This window comes from uncultured Psychrobacillus sp., from assembly GCF_938022135.1.
GTDB lineage: Bacteria > Bacillota > Bacilli > Bacillales_A > Planococcaceae > Psychrobacillus.
In genome coordinates, this window is sequence record NZ_CALIED010000055.1 from 14,225 (window position 1) to 30,984 (window position 16,760).

At 38.1% G+C, this 16,760-nt stretch carries 15 protein-coding genes; 3 read left to right on the forward strand and 12 right to left on the reverse strand.

The window, feature by feature from the left end; translation table 11 throughout:
• Positions 1-7: 7 nt before the first annotated feature.
• The 7 genes from Q0371_RS11015 to Q0371_RS11045 all read right to left on the reverse strand — a co-directional run bounded on the left by Q0371_RS11015 (position 8) and on the right by Q0371_RS11045 (position 7,372).
• Positions 8-982 (reverse strand): ABC transporter substrate-binding protein, encoded by a 975-nt coding sequence (locus Q0371_RS11015; RefSeq protein WP_298471055.1) that lies wholly within the window; start codon positions 980-982, stop codon positions 8-10.
• 68 nt (positions 983-1,050) lie between these two features.
• Entirely contained in the window at positions 1,051-2,487 is a 1,437-nt protein-coding gene (locus Q0371_RS11020) for an FAD-dependent oxidoreductase (protein WP_298471056.1), read from the reverse strand.
• Entirely contained in the window at positions 2,488-3,690 is a 1,203-nt protein-coding gene (locus tag Q0371_RS11025) for a dihydrolipoamide acetyltransferase family protein (RefSeq protein ID WP_298471057.1), read from the reverse strand. It lies immediately after the preceding gene.
• Between the two features lie 12 nt (positions 3,691-3,702).
• Complete coding sequence (locus Q0371_RS11030; protein WP_298471058.1) at positions 3,703-4,719, reverse strand: alpha-ketoacid dehydrogenase subunit beta; 1,017 nt, start codon at positions 4,717-4,719, stop codon at positions 3,703-3,705.
• A gap of 3 nt (positions 4,720-4,722) precedes the next feature.
• Complete coding sequence (gene pdhA, locus Q0371_RS11035) at positions 4,723-5,778, reverse strand: pyruvate dehydrogenase (acetyl-transferring) E1 component subunit alpha (RefSeq protein WP_298471059.1); 1,056 nt, start codon at positions 5,776-5,778, stop codon at positions 4,723-4,725.
• 20 nt (positions 5,779-5,798) lie between these two features.
• Complete coding sequence (locus Q0371_RS11040; protein WP_298471060.1) at positions 5,799-6,938, reverse strand: Glu/Leu/Phe/Val dehydrogenase; 1,140 nt, start codon at positions 6,936-6,938, stop codon at positions 5,799-5,801.
• A 38-nt stretch (positions 6,939-6,976) separates the two neighbouring features.
• The gene (locus tag Q0371_RS11045) at positions 6,977-7,372 is read right to left on the reverse strand and encodes a thioesterase (RefSeq protein ID WP_169358255.1); all 396 of its coding nucleotides are present in this window, start codon (positions 7,370-7,372) and stop codon (positions 6,977-6,979) included.
• 379 nt (positions 7,373-7,751) lie between these two features.
• Between Q0371_RS11045 and Q0371_RS11050 the strand changes: the two genes are divergently transcribed.
• Positions 7,752-8,384: a GntR family transcriptional regulator gene (locus Q0371_RS11050; RefSeq protein WP_298471061.1), complete on the forward strand. Its 633-nt coding sequence runs from the start codon at positions 7,752-7,754 to the stop codon at positions 8,382-8,384.
• Positions 8,385-8,412: 28 nt separating this feature from the next.
• On the opposite strand, the gene Q0371_RS11055 is transcribed toward Q0371_RS11050, so the two are convergent.
• Positions 8,413-9,381 carry a nitronate monooxygenase gene (locus Q0371_RS11055; protein ID WP_298471062.1) on the reverse strand — a complete coding sequence of 323 codons (969 nt, stop codon included), beginning with the start codon at positions 9,379-9,381 and terminating at the stop codon, positions 8,413-8,415.
• 81 nt (positions 9,382-9,462) lie between these two features.
• Here Q0371_RS11055 and Q0371_RS11060 point away from each other — a divergent pair, with 81 nt between their 5' ends.
• Entirely contained in the window at positions 9,463-10,002 is a 540-nt protein-coding gene (locus Q0371_RS11060; protein ID WP_298471064.1) for a gamma carbonic anhydrase family protein, read from the forward strand.
• A 499-nt stretch (positions 10,003-10,501) separates the two neighbouring features.
• Here Q0371_RS11060 and Q0371_RS11065 read toward each other — a convergent pair whose 3' ends face one another.
• The 4 genes from Q0371_RS11065 to Q0371_RS11080 all read right to left on the reverse strand — a co-directional run bounded on the left by Q0371_RS11065 (position 10,502) and on the right by Q0371_RS11080 (position 16,158).
• On the reverse strand, positions 10,502-11,491 hold the full coding sequence (locus Q0371_RS11065; RefSeq protein WP_298471066.1) for an SEC-C metal-binding domain-containing protein: 990 nt from the start codon (positions 11,489-11,491) through the stop codon (positions 10,502-10,504).
• A gap of 114 nt (positions 11,492-11,605) precedes the next feature.
• The gene (locus Q0371_RS11070; protein WP_298471068.1) at positions 11,606-12,988 is read right to left on the reverse strand and encodes a HAMP domain-containing sensor histidine kinase; all 1,383 of its coding nucleotides are present in this window, start codon (positions 12,986-12,988) and stop codon (positions 11,606-11,608) included.
• The gene (locus Q0371_RS11075; RefSeq protein WP_298471070.1) at positions 12,985-13,659 is read right to left on the reverse strand and encodes a response regulator transcription factor; all 675 of its coding nucleotides are present in this window, start codon (positions 13,657-13,659) and stop codon (positions 12,985-12,987) included. The genes Q0371_RS11070 and Q0371_RS11075 overlap by 4 nt, the downstream gene beginning before the upstream one ends.
• Before the next feature lie 396 nt (positions 13,660-14,055).
• Positions 14,056-16,158: an MMPL family transporter gene (locus tag Q0371_RS11080; RefSeq protein WP_298471072.1), complete on the reverse strand. Its 2,103-nt coding sequence runs from the start codon at positions 16,156-16,158 to the stop codon at positions 14,056-14,058.
• 192 nt (positions 16,159-16,350) lie between these two features.
• Here Q0371_RS11080 and Q0371_RS11085 point away from each other — a divergent pair, with 192 nt between their 5' ends.
• Positions 16,351-16,749 carry a hypothetical protein gene (locus Q0371_RS11085; protein ID WP_169359081.1) on the forward strand — a complete coding sequence of 133 codons (399 nt, stop codon included), beginning with the start codon at positions 16,351-16,353 and terminating at the stop codon, positions 16,747-16,749.
• Positions 16,750-16,760 lie beyond the last annotated feature (11 nt).

A 16,760-nucleotide genomic window follows, 5' to 3' on the forward strand; every position in this document is an offset into this window, starting at 1 on the left:
CTCCTCGTTATTCGCTCATTTCAGCTTTCCACTCGTCTTTAATATCCACATCAATTGTATCTGCAGTTTCTTTGTTCATAATTAGTTTTAGCTTTTGAGGCACCTGTACTGGGATATCAGCAGGCTTACTTTCCCCTTTTAATATTTTGACTGCCATCTGACCAGCCTCATAACCAATATCAAAGTATTCAAATCCATAAGCTCCTAAGCCACCACGTTTAACCGAATCAAATTCTCCTACCATAACTGGAATTTTATTTTCATTTGCTACCGAGATTACCGACTCCAGAGCGGAAACAACTGTGTTATCTGTAATGATATACATAGAATCGACTTTCCCTATAAGTGATTCCGTTGCTTGCTTAACGTCAGCTGTTGTAGCTACAGATGCTTCTATAACTGTCATATCCATGTCTTCCAATAACTCCTTTACGGAATCTACTTGAGAGCGTGAATTTTGTTCTCCGGAGTTAAATACCATTCCTACTTTCGTTGCACCAAGCTCTTCTTTTAAAAATTTCATAGTATTAGCAATAGCGTCCGGGTGGGAATCAATAGTACCCGTGACATTACCACCTGGCTTTTCCATCGATTCGACTAGCTCTGCACCAACTGCATCTGTAACAGATGTAAATACAATCGGAATGTCCTGCGTTGCACTAAGTGCAGCTTGAGCACTTCCTGTTGAGTTTGCAAAGATCAAATCGACGTTGGCGCTAACTAGGTTTGTAGCTATAGTGGTGTTAATACTATTGTCTCCTTGCGCAATTTGGTAATCATATTCTGCTTCGATCCCTGCATCCTCTAAAGCCTTTTTAAAGCCGTCATAAGCTGCATTTAAGGATGGATGCTCCGCAATTTGAGTAACTCCAATATTATAGGTTTTGGACGAAGAAGCTTTCTCACCCTCATCTCCACAGGCAGCAAGTAACAAGGATGCACTAGCTAATACAGTTAAAAGACTCTTCCATCTCTTCTTCACGTTTATTTCCCCCTCCGACTCTTTTAGTTATTTAACAAGCTTCTGGTAAAATAGTTTACAGCCGTAATTTAACCAATTACCACTTCCTTCTTTACTGGAGCTAGATGAATCGCTTGTCCAAGCAATCCTTCCACAGATTCCAGTAGTGCCTCATTTATGCCTGGGTGCACGTAATTTGGAAATTTTATATCCTCCTCCTTCGCAGCCATCTCTAATAGTTGTAAAAAGGAGCCTGACAATTCGATAGCGCCATCGCCAATCATATGAATTCCTTGAATTACTTCGGTCGTAGAATCAGAGATTACCTTTATAAATCCATCTCTTTTCCCAGTAATTGTGGAATAACCATTACTGCCAAGCGGAAATTTACTTATACGTACAGAAAGTCCTAGGTTATTTGCCTGTTGTTCCGTTAAACCAACAGTTACTACCGGAGGGATTGTATGAGCACAAGTGGGTGCGATCGTTATGTCCACCTCTGGTCTTTCTCCAGCAATGAAAGATACTGCCGCTTTTCCTTGTTTGATAGCCTTCCAAGCAAGCAGGGGACCACCTGTTACATCTCCAACTGCATATATGTTAGGGATTGAAGTTTCTAAACGATTATTTACTTGGATAAATCCATTTCCACCTAACTCCATGCCCAGACGCTTCAACCCAAGCTCTTCTACGTTTGAGACCCTAAGCTCAGGAACCACTAAACAAGAAGCCCCCATTTTCATTTCTTTATGCTGATTGGTTAACACCGTAACAGAGACACCGTTTAAATCCTCATAAGTCCCAATAATTTCTTTTTTCTCTACTACTTTTATTTTTCTCTTTTTAAATATTCTTAATAACTCCTTATTGACCGATTCATCAAAAGGTAGCCCAGTATCGGATTCTATTAATAAGGTTACTTGTGTGCCAAGTGTTGCCAAGCTTGAGGCCGCTTCTAGGGCAATATAATCTTGACCATCAATGATTACATCTTCAGGCAGCTTGCTTAGTTGAAACAGTTCAAACGGATATAGCACATGAGGACTCTTAGATGTTATATAGCTAGGAAGTATATTTTTACTACCTGTAGCGATAATTACTTGGTCAAACTCATACATATCGAATTGGTGACCATTTTCCACACCAATTTTATGCTTTGCTATAAACGTAGCTTTCCCTTGAACGATTTCGACCTTATTGGCCTGGCAAAGTTTCTCTACACCTGACTTCAGCTGTCCGATTACTTCCTTTTGATATTCAAGTAATCTCTGGATATCTATATCTCTTCCAGCCGCATCAATACCAATCTTAGCTAGCTGATCCAACTCGGAACGTTTCGAGCTTGCAAAAGAATAAACCTTTGAAGGTATACAGCCTTCGTTTAAGCACACACCTCCTAGTTTTTTTTGCTCAATTAAAGTAACGGAAAGGCCAAGCTGAGCACCTCGTATAGCTGCGCTGTATCCTCCAGGTCCACCCCCAATAATGATCAGATTTCGTTTATGGCTTATTTCTCCTACAACCATTTAAATCATCTCCAAAATTAGTTTATGTGGATGTTCGATTAAACTTGAAAAACGATTCGTGAATGCAATTGCAGTTGCACCGTCTGCTACGCGGTGATCAAATGACATGGATAGATTCATGATGTGTCCAATAACAATCTCATCCTGCGCATTAACGATTGGCTGTTTTTTAGTTTTATGAAAAGCGATTAATGCAGTCTCTGGATAATTGATAATAGGAGTGGCGGCTATGCTGCCTAAAGGTCCTACATTACTAACTGTAAATGTGCTGTTTTGCATTTCTGATGGTTGAAGCTTTCCTGCTATGGCCTTTTGTGTTAATTCTTTTATTTCTTGATTTATTTGTATGAGAGATTTTTTATCGGTATCGTGGAGTACAGGGACAATCAGTCCGTTTTCTGTGTTGGTGGCTATGCCTATGTGATAGCTTTTCTTGAGGAGTATCCGACTATTTTCTTCGTCAAGCTCGGCATTGAATATCGGAAAATCCTTTAAGGAAATGACAAGTGCTTTCAAGAGAAAGGCTGGAATACTTATGGAATGACCAGTGGCTTTCATCTGTGCCTTCATTTCTAATAGATTAGTCATATTCACTTCGTCAAAATGGGTTACATGTGGGATGGTAAAGAGTGATTTCTTCATATTTTCAGCAATCTTTTTTCTAATTCCTTTATAAGGTATTTCATCTGGTTGCGTTTGAGCAACAATCTTCTCAGGTATAATCTTCTTCTCTGTTTTATTATCTATAAACCTCATAACGTCCTCTTCTGTAATTCTTCCTGAAGGATCTGAAGGGGTCACATCCTCTAAATTGATGTTATGTTCCCTAGCTATTTTTCTTGTGTAAGGCGTAGCTAGTATTCTCTTATAAGTAAACTCTAAGGATTTATCTTCTTTTAAGGGCTGGTTACTGCTAGTCTCTACTGATATATCCTTTGACGACTGCTCGGTTGAGGAACCCCCTCCGCCCTCACTTTCTAAGGAAAGAAGACTGGTACCTACTTTTACCATTTCTCCTGCAGCAATTCGAATCTCTTTGACAATACCAGTACAAGGAGAGGTAAGTTCAGCAACCATTTTATCTGTTTGGACTTCAACTAAAGGCTGGTCCGTTTGCACCCTATCACCCACTTTAACTAAATAGTGGATAACCTCTCCTTCAGTCATTCCTTCTCCTATATCATGTAATTTCACATCAATCATTCAAAACCCTCCTTAAAAATGAATTACTTTATCAATCCCCTCCATCACTCTAGCGGGAGTAGGTAGATAATGCTCTTCTAAAGTAAAGAATGGAACAGGAACATCAAAACCTGTAATTCGCTCAACAGGTGCTCGCAAATATAAGAATGAGGTATCGTTAATAATAGATACGATGTCATTACCTAACCCACCTGTAGGATGAGCTTCATGAATGATTACTGCTCTAGTTGTTTTTTGCACAGATTTGGCGATTGTTTCCCTATCTAATGGATAAAGCGTACGTAAATCTATTATTTCGCAATGTATTCCTTTTTTTCCTGCAAGCTCTGCAGCTTTTTGAGCAATTGAAACCATTGCTCCCCAAGCAATAAGGGTTACATCTGCCCCTTCCTGGACAACCTTCGCCTTTCCAATTTCCACTTTATATTTATTTATTGGTACATCCTCTCTCACCGATCGATAGTTCTTCATAGGCTCTAAAACAAGAACTGGGTCAGGATCTTCCATTGCAGCTATTAACAATCCCTTTGCATCATATGGACTGGAAGGACAGACCACTTTAATACCAGGCATATGAGTAAATAAGATTTCGGTGCTGTCCGAATGTATTTCCGGTGCACGTATGCCTGCTCCATAAGGTGCACGAATAACCATTGGCACTGTAAAACGAGACATAGACCTCATCCGAATTCTCGAAGCATGTGTCATGATTTGCTCATATGCTGGATAAATAAACCCTAAAAACTGAATTTCAGCTATTGGTCTAAATCCATTTACAGCTAATCCAATAGAAGTACCTATTATTCCTGATTCAGAAAGAGGAGTGTCGATTACTCGATCAGCACCGAACCTTTCTTGGAGTCCCTCAGTAGCTCGAAAAACCCCACCATTTTTACCCACGTCTTCACCAAGCACAAGTGTAGATTCGTCCTCCTCTAGTAGAACACGCATCCCATCGTTTATCGCCTGGATTAATGTCATTTGCTTTGTTGTCTCTTGTATCACACTTGATTGTTTTAACTGGGTCATTGATCATTGCCTCCCTAAATATGCAAGATACGCATCTTTTTGTTCGGTTAGCTGAGCAGGCATTTCAGCAAATACATGATTGAAAACATCCTCTACGTTAGGAGGTGGGAAATTTTCCATTTCTTCTACAGCTGCATCTATTTCATTACTAATCTCCTCAGTAGTAGCTTGCAACCATTCTTCATTCCAGTAACCGTAATTTTTCATAAATAACTCCAGTCTTAGAAGGGGATCCACGATATGGTCTCCCATGGTAGCATCTCTATATTTGGATGGGTCATCTGCAGTCGTATGAGCCCCTTTTCTCCATGTGACAGCCTCTATTAAGGTAGGTCCATCCCCTGCTCTTGCTTTCTCTACTGCTTTAAGCGTTTCAAAATATACAGCAAGGCTATCATTTCCATCTACTCTAACACCAGCCATTCCATAAGCCACTGCTTTTTGTGCAATGGTTTCTGAATTCATCTGCTTTTCAGTAGGAACAGAAATTGCAAAGCCATTGTTTTGATTGAAAAAGATAGCAGGTACTTTAAAGACGCTAGCAAAGTTTAATCCCTCATGGAAATCTCCCTCGGATGTAGCACCATCACCAAAATAAGCGATTGCTATATTTTTTGTGCCCTTTCTTTTTTCTGCCCAGGCTGCTCCTGCAGCATGGGGAAGCTGAGTTGCGATTGGCACAGCGGGAGGGAATATGTTTCTATTCTTCGGGGATGAACATCCCTCTATTCTTCCGTTCCAGTATAAAAAGGTTCTCGCCATGCTCTTACCAAACGTTAAAGTAGCTCCATGATCACGATAGGTCGGAAAAACCCAGTCATCTTCCATTAATGCAAGCGCACTACCAACCTGAGATGCTTCTTGCCCCTCGAATGGTGCATAGGTTCCTAATCGACCTTGTCTTTGTAGGTTGATAGCCTTCCGGTCGAACGTTCGAATGCGGAGCATGTGAAAGTAAAGTTCTTTGACTAAGCTTTCCTCAATTTGTTCTTTGAATTGTTCATCTAGTAGTGTCCCTTCATCATCCATTATTCTTTTTAAAGGATAATTATGCTTCACTTAGCTTCCCTCCAAACGACTTATTTGCGAATACTCCACTTTGGCTTTAATGGTGCTGAATAGAAGTTATTGCGAGCTTTTCTGTTCTTAATACGCTTTTCACACATCGTATTTGCTGCTTCTTCCGTTGTATTTCCGGTTAGGGAAGCCTCCTTATATACCTCTAATAAGGTATGATATATCTGCTTCGTTTTAGCTAGAACTCGCTCATGGTTAAAGCCATATAGCTCATCAGCTACTTGAATCAGACCGCCTGCATTGACGATATAGTCCGGTGCGTATAGTATTCCTTTTTCTCTGAGCATTCTTCCATGTCGATCTGCTAGTAATTGATTGTTGGCAGAACCTACTATAGCCTTTACTCTCAACTTAGGAATCGTCATATCATTTATAATTCCTCCATGTGCACAAGGAATAAAAACGTCGGCATCAGTAGAGTAAATTTCATCATTCGATACAATCTTTACGTTTCCCTTTAAATTTGCTGAAATCTGCTGAATGGAATGAAGGCTTTCATCATTTATATCAGCTACAAAAAGGTTCGCGCCAGCTTCTAGTAAACTAACAGCAACTTTATATCCTACTTTTCCTAGTCCTTGAATTGCATAGCTTTTCGTTCCAAGTTCTTCATCTCCAAACAGTGTTTGATTTGTAGCTTTTAATCCATTTATAACTCCAGCTGCTGTTGGGATCGATGAATCCCCTCCACCACCATAAGCCTCAGGTAGTCCATTAATGAAATTAGTTTCCTTCATCGCATGTATGAAATCTTCCATCGTCGTGCCCATGTCTGTACCTGTGTAAAAACGGCCGCCAAGTGAATTGACAAATTGACCAAATGCTCTGAATAGCTCCGGTGATTTATCCTTTTTAGGATCACCAATAATGACTGCTTTTCCTCCCCCAAAGTCCACATCTGCTGCTGCACACTTATACGTCATACCTTTTGAAAGCCTTAGAACATCCTCGAGCGCATCTTCCACACTATTATAAGGTTGCATTCGACATCCACCGAGAGCTGGACCAAGGGTCGTATTATGGATAGCGATAATCGCTCGTAGGCCAGTAGTGGGATCATTACAAAATACAACCTGCTCATGAGAAGCCATTCGATCGAAAAGCTCAAATTCTTTTGTCATTGATAATCTTTCAGCTAGCATTAGATCAATTCCTCCTTAGGCAATTTCAGTGTACATTCTTACGCTGTAGCCTCGTTCCATTTTGTTTTTATTGTAGCCTTTGGCAAAATAACCTGAGTTACCTCACCCAGACCGATAACTCCAGCTTGACTCTCAGCTACCACTTTTGTTATTACTTTATTGTCTCGAAGCTCTGTAACAGTAGCAGTTAAAGTAACCAGACTTCCATAAGGAGCGGGTGAAACATGCTTGATCTTAACTGCAGCTCCCATTCCCTCTTGTTCAGCGCTTAAAAAAGGTAAAATTATTTTCCTAGAAACCCATTCCATATGATATGTCATACTCACCGTCGAATAGACAGGGTGTACTACTTCTCCTTCAAATGCAGCAAACATCAATTCTGTAACTGTGATTTGAATGGTCTCTTTACTCCCAATCTCTAAGCCTTCTAACATATAACTCACCTACTTTAATCATTTAGTTTTTAAAGAACACACATCACACTATTGGAAGCGCTTACAAGTAGATGAAATGAATTACTCCTTTCTTTTATCGAGCAAGCAGGAGAAATTTCGTTAAATATTTACAAATATCATATATCATTTTATATATTATTACAATGTTTTATCAGAATTTATTTTATTATCAGAATATATTTTTGATATTATGTTCTACTCTACTAATAGGAAGCATATAAATCTCACTATTTTCTATATTTAGTTCGTATCTTGACAAAATAACTGTATAAATTGTTTCAGTAATTTTTAAATAATCTATCTATTTATTGATTTCATATATTAAATGATATACAATTCGATTATTATGAATACTAATATGAATAAACGCCAATATGCTTACAAAGTTATTCGTACAAGAATAGTAGATGGTACTTACGCACCTGGTCAACGAATCATTATCAATCAAATTGCAAAGGAGGTCGGCTCTAGTCATATTCCCGTCAGGGAAGCAATTCATCAGCTCGAATCAGAAAAGCTTCTTGAATTTAAACCTAATATCGGAGCAATCGTCAAAGGAATTGACAATCAACTATATAAGGAATCATTGGAAGTACTCGCTTTACTTGAGGGCTATGCTACGGCTATTAGCGCCACAAGCATTACAGCTGATGGTATTACAAAGTTAAAAGAAATTAACCGAGAAATGAAAATTATGCTTGATAACTATGAATTAGATAAACTAGGAGCACTTAATAGAGAATTCCATTTTCATATTTACTCATTTTGTCCAAACGAATTACTAATAAAAAATATTGAAGAAACATGGGGTCGACTAGATATAGTGAGACAGGCTGGGTTTACGTTTTATCCTAAGAGAACCCCCCTATCCATTGAAGAGCATGAGACCCTTATACAATTACTAGAGGATAAGGCGAGCAGTTCTTCAATCGAGCAATATGCTAGAAATCACAAACTAAAAACGCTTGATGCCTTTAAAATGAGAAGTTAAATTCGCTGACCGGAGGTGGTCTTCGTTTTTAGCTTTCTTTTTTTAATTGTCTAATTTCTATTAAATCATTATGAAGTTTTTGTTCTGCTTCGATCATCATTCTCTTGAACAAATCATCTACTGAAGGTAGATCATCCAACAAACCAGCTATTTGGCCACTGTTTAAAAAACCACTTTCTAGGTCTCCCTCTATCGCTCCTTTTTTATGGTGCTCCTCCGTCGTACTTTTTAAATAATCATCGATAGTCAGCCCCTGTTTTTCTCGGTCAATCAACCGACTCGCATAAGGAGTATTTAACACTCTCCGAATTCTACCAACACTTCGCCCAAGCAATATCGTATCTAAATCACTAGCTTGAATTACTCTTTTTTTATACATTTCATGAAAGGGCGCATCTTTCGTCGCCACTAGCCTTGTTCCTAGCTGCACCCCACTAGCACCTAGGGATAGTGCGGCCGCCAATCCTTTCCCATCACCAATTCCTCCTGCCGCAATAACAGGTATCCTCACATGTTTTACTAGCTGAGGAATTAACGTGAAAGTGGTCAATTCAAGACTAGAATTAATACCTGCTGCTTCAAAACCTTCACCAACTATCATATCTGCCCCTGCTTGTTCTGATTTTAGCGCCTGTTTTACAGAAGCGACAACCGTCATCACTTTAATCCCGTTTGCTTGTAAAATAGGAATATAGGGTGCTGGGTTTCCAGCCGATAAAGATACAATCGGTACTTCGTGTTTTATAACAAGTTCTATCAGTTCTTCTACAAATGATGAAACATTAATGGCAATATTAATAGCAAATCTTTTTTCGGTTATCTCTTTTGTTTCTAGTATGATTTGTTCCACTTCTTTGGGTGTCATCGTACCACAACCAATTGTACCTAAACCACCAGCTTCAGACACTGCAGCTGTAAGCTGAGCGTTACTTATGTTTCCCATCCCTCCCTGAATGATTGGATAGGAAATACCTAACAACTTACAAACGTATATCATTTTTTATCCACCCCTATAAAAATATGTTATATTATAATTAGTAGAATGACAATTGCTAATATTTAAAAAGGAGGAAATTATTTGATTATTTCATTCAAAGGAAAGTCACCAAGTATAAGTGATAACGCAATGGTTGCTCCAGGAGCGAAGATTATTGGCGATGTACGAGTGGGTGAGGAATCCACTATATGGTTTAACGCTGTTTTACGTGGTGATGAGGCACCAATAACGATTGGTAATAGATGTAGCATACAGGACAATTCAACGATTCACTTGTATGAAAATGCTCCAGTTATTATAGAAGATGAAGTGACTGTAGGACATAATGTCATTCTACATGGCTGCAGGATTGGTAAACGGTCCATTATTGGAATGGGATCTACTATTTTAGACCATTCAGAGATTGGTGAGGAATGTATCGTAGGAGCTAACACCCTAGTACCATCAGGTAAAAAATTTCCTCCTCGTTCATTAATCGTCGGCTCCCCTGGAAAGGTTGTGAGGGAGCTTAACGATAAGGATCTTGAGCTTATACAACTATCAATTGATACTTATGTACAAAAAGGGTACGATTACCGAGAAATTTTTGAAGACACCCTGTCAGTTAAAACTGCAGATTAGTCTAAGAACAAGACTTAGTTAAAAATAATCAAAGTCACTAAGAGCTTGGAGATACAGTTCCCAGCTCTTTTTATGTGTATCATTAAATATTTGTCTACATTTATCAGTGAAGGGATTTTCAGTTTAAAATGTAAATGGTGTTCTAAATAAAATGGTTTCCATTTTTTATAGACACCCGAACTTGAAAGCGACAAATTTATTGCAAACAAGAAAAGCGGAATCGCCTGTCACTGCCCCGACAGGCAAATGGGAAAAAGCGAGGAGGCAGTTCCTCAGCCACCGGAGCTTTTATCCATTTGACCTCGAGGGGCAAGGCGGTGGAGCTAGACATCAATTTATCCATAGGTTTAGAACTTTACAGTTTCCTAAACAACAAAAAAACTCCGAAAATTTACAGTTCGTAAATTTTCGGAGCTTTTTTTGTTTTCCTATTCAATAGACATTCATATCATCAATTACCACTATAGCTTCCCGAGCCAAGTAAATGAAAAATCTATATTTATACTATTTTTTCTTCGTAATACGCTAATAACTCATTATAGTATTTGTTTAAAGAAGATGTTGAAACTTCAAATGTCTCGGCAATTTCTTTAACCGTTAAGTCTAATGGCTCAAAGAAACCTTTATCTTGTCCAAATCTAATGGCGCCTGCAGCTATTGCCACTTCTTTTCTAGCATTGGGTTGTTGCTCAAACAAATAATCTTCTACCACTTCTATCAATTTTGTATAGTCACGCTTATTTTTTTCTAAAAAATCCATTGCCTGTTGAAGCACTCCTGCTTCAAAGAAGGTATACTCTCCACCCTGATAGCCATTTTTACCAAGAACAATCCAGAGCTTTAAGCCATTTTCCTTAAGAAACTCTTTGTCTGTCGTATCATTGAGGGATTTAAATTCTTTCGTAAAGTCCTCAAATACTATCTTATGATCCGTAGGGAAGAACACAAGACTTGAAACAGCTAAGTAATGGTTGTCTTCTTGGCCATCGGGCAATATAAAGCAATATATATGCATACCAGTCGGAACCGGCTTATCATTTTCTCTTCTGAGCAAGATTACTTCATTGGTCAATATATGTTTGACTGTTAAATACTGTGCCTCAACAGCAGTTACCTCTCCAACAAAAGCACGTGGCTCATTCCAGCTATCTATCACCTTTAACGTCGAAGGGCGAGCTATTTTCTTATGTTGCTTTTCTAAATAACCTGTCCAAATATCTAAACGTTGGTGAAAGAAGAATTCATCCATTGCTATTGCTTCTATCATCTCCTGCTCCATAAAGCCTTTTAAGGATTTAATCCACGTTGCAGCATAATCTCCAAAAGCTGTATAATCTTTTCTTTCTGGGTATTCATCATAGAACGTCTGTAGCACACGTTCTAATTCTTCCGTTTTAACTTCCTCTATAGAAATAGTCTGTTTAGACTCACAGCATTTTTTATATTTTTTCCCACTACCACATGGACAAGGATCATTTCGTCCTATCATTTAAAACACTTCCTTCTTATATGCTAAGTGCTTATTTTAACACGAATTTCATCCTAAATTAAGTTCTCCCCACAATAAGCAATGAAATAGTTAAATGGAACGTTTAAACTCGGTTTAAAAAGCTATTTGTTTAGGTAACAAAATAACAAATAAGGTCCCCTCGTTTATATTGCTTGTCACTTCTATTTTGCCTTTATGCAATTCAACAATTTCTTTTACAATCGCGAGACCTAGACCTGAGCCTTCCTTTGTTCTAGATGAATCTATACGGTAGAATCTCTCAAAGATTTGATCTATCTCTTCTTCCTTCATACCAATTCCGCTGTCTTGGAAGGAAATCCTTACATAGTCACTACCGTCTATCACTTTAATAGAAATTTCACCTTCTGCTACATTATATTTAATAGCATTCGTTAGCACGTTATCCCATACGTTTTCCAACAAATCTATATCTCCATAATACATAACAGGTTCCATCTCATAAGAAAGATCCATATTCTGCTCTTCTATTCGCCATCTATACTTGTAAATGACCTTCTTAAGCTGTTCGTCTAATCTAAAATCAGATTTCCTTACTGGTCTTGCAGATTGATCCAGAGAGGTTAACAACAAAAGTTGCTTGGTCAGATTGGATAATCTTTTTGCCTCCTGATCAATCACCTGAATATAATTTTCTCTTTCTTCCTTACTAAGGTCGGTTGATTTTAAAAGGTCGGCGTACCCTTGTATATTCAAAAGAGGCGATTGGAAGTCATGGGACACATTACTTATAAATGCCTTTCTTGCCTCATCGTTAAGCTCAAGCTGTTTAACCATGTTAGAGAAATTTCTAGCTAGCTGCCCAAGCTCATCGTTACGGGTAATATCTAATTCCACTCGATAATTCTCCACCATTACATGTTTGGTTGCGTCATTCAATTGTTTAATTGGTTTAACAAGTTGCTTAGCCAGTAATAGCATAGAAGTAAGAATTATTACTGCAAGTGCGAGTAGGAAGCCTAACAGCAATAAATGCATATCAGAGAACAATAGCTGGTTATTTGGACGAATAAATAAACCGTAAACTATACCTTCATGCTCGAAGGGAATACCAACAGTATTTCTAACACTATTTGCATAATGATTAAAGATAAAAAACTTACCTTGATAATCACGCATCCCATGATAAATATTTCCATTTAAGACTTCCAAACGAATTTCTTCTGGTAGCTCAGTATCTTGGAATGGTTCACCATAAGAATATTCTTCTTCATTTTCATTAATGACATATGCCTGATAACCCAGCTTAGTGATGGATTCTAGATAGTTATTGAAGCCCCCTCCATGCATTTTTTCTAAGACGGAAGTAATTTCTATAGCCACTCCAACGTTTTTCTCATCATTCTTTTCTTTAATTTGTATATTATAAATGATACTTACAATTAGAAAACCAGCAAGAATACTAATCCCAATAATAAACAAAGTGGCTAAAGTATATTGTCTATACAAGGATCTCATGGTTCTATCACATCCAGTTTATAACCAAGACCACGTACTGTCTGAATCTCTATCCGAGCCTTTGCTTTCTCTAATCGTTGTCTTAAACGCTTAATATGTGTATTTAATGTTTGGTCGTCTCCCTCATAATCGTAGCCCCACACTTTTTCCATTAAACTAGTTCTTGTGAAAACTTGTTCTGGCTTAGAGGATAATACACTTAAAAGCTCGAACTCCTTTAAAGGCAGTAGAAGGGTTTGTTTACCTACGGTGACCTCATGGGTAGAGCGATTAATGGTTACGTTACCAATTACCATAATTGGCTTAAAGGTCTTATCCAGTCTACGTAAGATAACTGCAATTCTATAAAGTAATTCCTTTGGCTCAAAAGGTTTTACTAAATAGTCATCTGATCCTGCTAAAAAGCCTTGCTCCTTATCTTCTAATGCTCCTTTAGCAGTCAATAAAATTACCGGGATATCATATTCTTCACTTAAAATTCTCGTCAAAGCAAAGCCATCCATTCCCGGCATCATTACATCTACTACAGCTAAATCTGCCCAACCTTCCTTTAATAAAGTGAGGGCCTCTTCTCCATTTTTAGCTGTCATTACTTCATAACCTGCCCTCTTTAAATGAATCATAACTAATGTCTGTATATTTACATCATCATCTACTACCAGGATATTCATGGATCTACGCCACCTTCTTTAATGCCTGTTTTAAAAGAGGGTGTTTTGTAAGTTACCTTACGAAACACCCTCTAATTGTTTTAAGTTATTATAACAGCTTACAACTTGCCTGTCGGGGCAGAGATAGGCGCCTTCGCTTTTCTTGGTGTCTAGCTCCGGCGCCTTGCCCCTCGGGGTCAAATGGGAAAATACTGCGGTGGCTGTGGAACTGCCTCCTCGTATTTTCCCATTTGCCTGTCGGGGCAGAGATAGGCGCCTTCGCTTTTCTTGGTGTCTAGCTTCGGCGCCTTGCCCCTCGGGGTCAAATGGATAATAGCTCCGGTGGCTGAGGAACTGCCTCCTCGCTTTTCTCCATTTGCCTGTCGGGGCAGACATAGGCGCTTGCGCTTTTCTATATTACTTCTTATCTTTTTCGAATAGGAGTATTAGAGCTGGTAGAAGCATTCCGCGAACTAGGAATGTGTCTATAATGATCCCTATTGATACGATGAAGCCAAAGACGAATAGATCTGCTATTGGCATTGTTGTCAGTGCTGCAAACGTTGCCGCAAGAATGATACCAGCTGAAGAAATTACTCCACCTGTATTACGGATCGCTATTTCCAGAGCATCTTTTACCTTGTAGTTTTTACGTTCTTCTATGAACCTGGAGACTAAAATTATATTGTAATCGATCCCAAGTGCAACTAAGAAGATGAAGGAATAAACTGGAACTCGCGTGCTTATTGCCTCGTAACCAAATAACACATCTACAAGGAAAATCCCTAATCCTAATGCTGATAAATAGGAAAGAAGAATAGTTGCCATCATGTATAGAGGCATTTTCCATGATCGAGTCAAAACAAATAATAGAACTACTATTAATAATGTTTCCAATAACACTATCTTATAGATATCACTGCTGTTAGTTTCCCGCTCGTCTACAAGCTTAGCTGTAGTGCCAGCAAAATGAATATCTCCATCAATTTGTGCAGCCTTGAGTATATCCTTACCACTTGTGCGCATATCACCCATATGATCAATTGCTTCAGTCGAATAAGGATTGATATCAAATGCTAGACTATATTTTACTAAGGATTGTTCTTCATTAGCGTTAGTTAACCGCACAGAAGCTACATTCTCTTGCTCCTCAAGTAAGACTCTTAAGTCTTCTACTTGATCATCTGAAAGGTTTGAATTACTTTCTACTAAAATAGACGTAGGAGCAAGCTCACCTTTGTCAAAGTTAGATTCAACTATTTCATAACCCTCACGAGAAGGTAGGTCTTCTGGGAATGACTTAACGGTATCGAATTCAAATTTTAGATTAAACATATTTAATGCAGTGATAACCATCAATACAAAGACAAGACCACCTGTCAAAAATGGTTTGTTAACAACAAATTTAGCAACTGGCCCCCATATGCCATGTTTTACTTCTTTTTGATCTCCATACTTTGGTACTTTTGGCCAAAATGCTTTGCGACCAAACAAAGTAAATAAGGCAGGCACTAATGTAATGGAAGCAATCATAATAATAAATACAGCTGTCCCAAAAATTGGTGCAAAGTTTTGATAATCACGGAAATCAGCAAAGAATAGAACAAGCATAGCAGCTAGGACTGTTCCTCCAGCGAAGAATACTGGCTCACCAGTAGCACGCATCGCATATTTCATTGCCTCATATTTACTTTCATAATGATTCAACTCTTCACGATAACGTGAGAATACGAATAACGAATAATCAATTACAGCTGCAAACAATAAAATACTCATAATCGAAGTAGTAGAGTTATTAATTTCTAACCCACCTGCTCCCAAAAGAGCAATCGTTTGGTTTGCTACCTGATAAACGATAACAGTTGCTAACAATGGGATAAATGCCAGCAATGGTGATCTATAAATAACTATTAATAATATTAAAATAATAACTATAGTAGCAAGTAACAATTGGATATCTGCCTGTTCAAATAGCTTTACAGTATCTCCTGCAATACCCGCAGGACCAGTAATATAGAATTGTGTATCCCCAGTGCTTTTAGCTATGTCATTTCCAATCTTTGAAGCCTCATCATTAATCTCGGCATATTGATCATTTCCTAATCCAGCCTCAAGATTCATAGGCACAATCATAGTTGAACGGTTCTCAGAGATAAAAGATACTAGTGCTTGTTCTGGTAATGAAGCAATATCAACGATGGTGTCAATCCCATCAATATTTGCTTGTTGAATACCTTCAAGAATATTTTTTACACTTTCAACATTTACTTCTCCATCCTCGTTATGAAAAACTAGGATTCCAGGGGTCCCTTGATCATTAGGGAAGTATTTATCTAATTTTTCACTGGCAATTATAGAAGCTGCATCGTCAGGTAAAGATTGAAAATTAGTTACCTTATACTCTCCAAGTTGTGGCCCAGCACTTAGTCCAATCATGAGGACTAACCAAGCAATAATGGTAATCCACATGCCTCGTTTAGTTGAGACCCAGTCAGTAATTGGGTGTAATAGTTTTTTCATATGAGCGTTTTTCCTCCTTCAAAATTTCTATCAAATAGTTAGTTTACAGAAGGTATATGAACTCTCTATGAACTTTCCTTTTACTTTTATATTCTTTCTAATCAAATTTGAAATATTCAAGTCAAAGTAAATTTACCACTTGTGGAAAAGATATTTAATCATTAAACTGAGGTTTTGAGAGGAGAGATAATAATGGAAAAAACTTGGAGTATACGATTAATTCGTTTTGCAGCATTATTTGGACTGATTGGAACTTATATTGGTTCGCATATGGCGGGTCAGATGGACTACTCACTAAGACCAATCCACGCTCACATACTTTTAGTAGGATGGTTATCTGTCTTTGCATGGGGGATTTTTTATCAAGTATTTACAGTCAAACATAAATGGATGGTAACTGTACAAAGTATTAGTGCCATGATAGGCGCATTAGGATTAACATTGGGCATGTGGATGTATAATCTAAATCCCTTTGACTTAAATGAAACATTGGTTATGGTCTTCTTTATCGTAGGGGGAACTGTTTTACTTTTTGCATTCTTTATGTTCTTAGTTATCACCTTCTTTACCGAAAAATCAAGTAAAGCATAATTTAGATTATT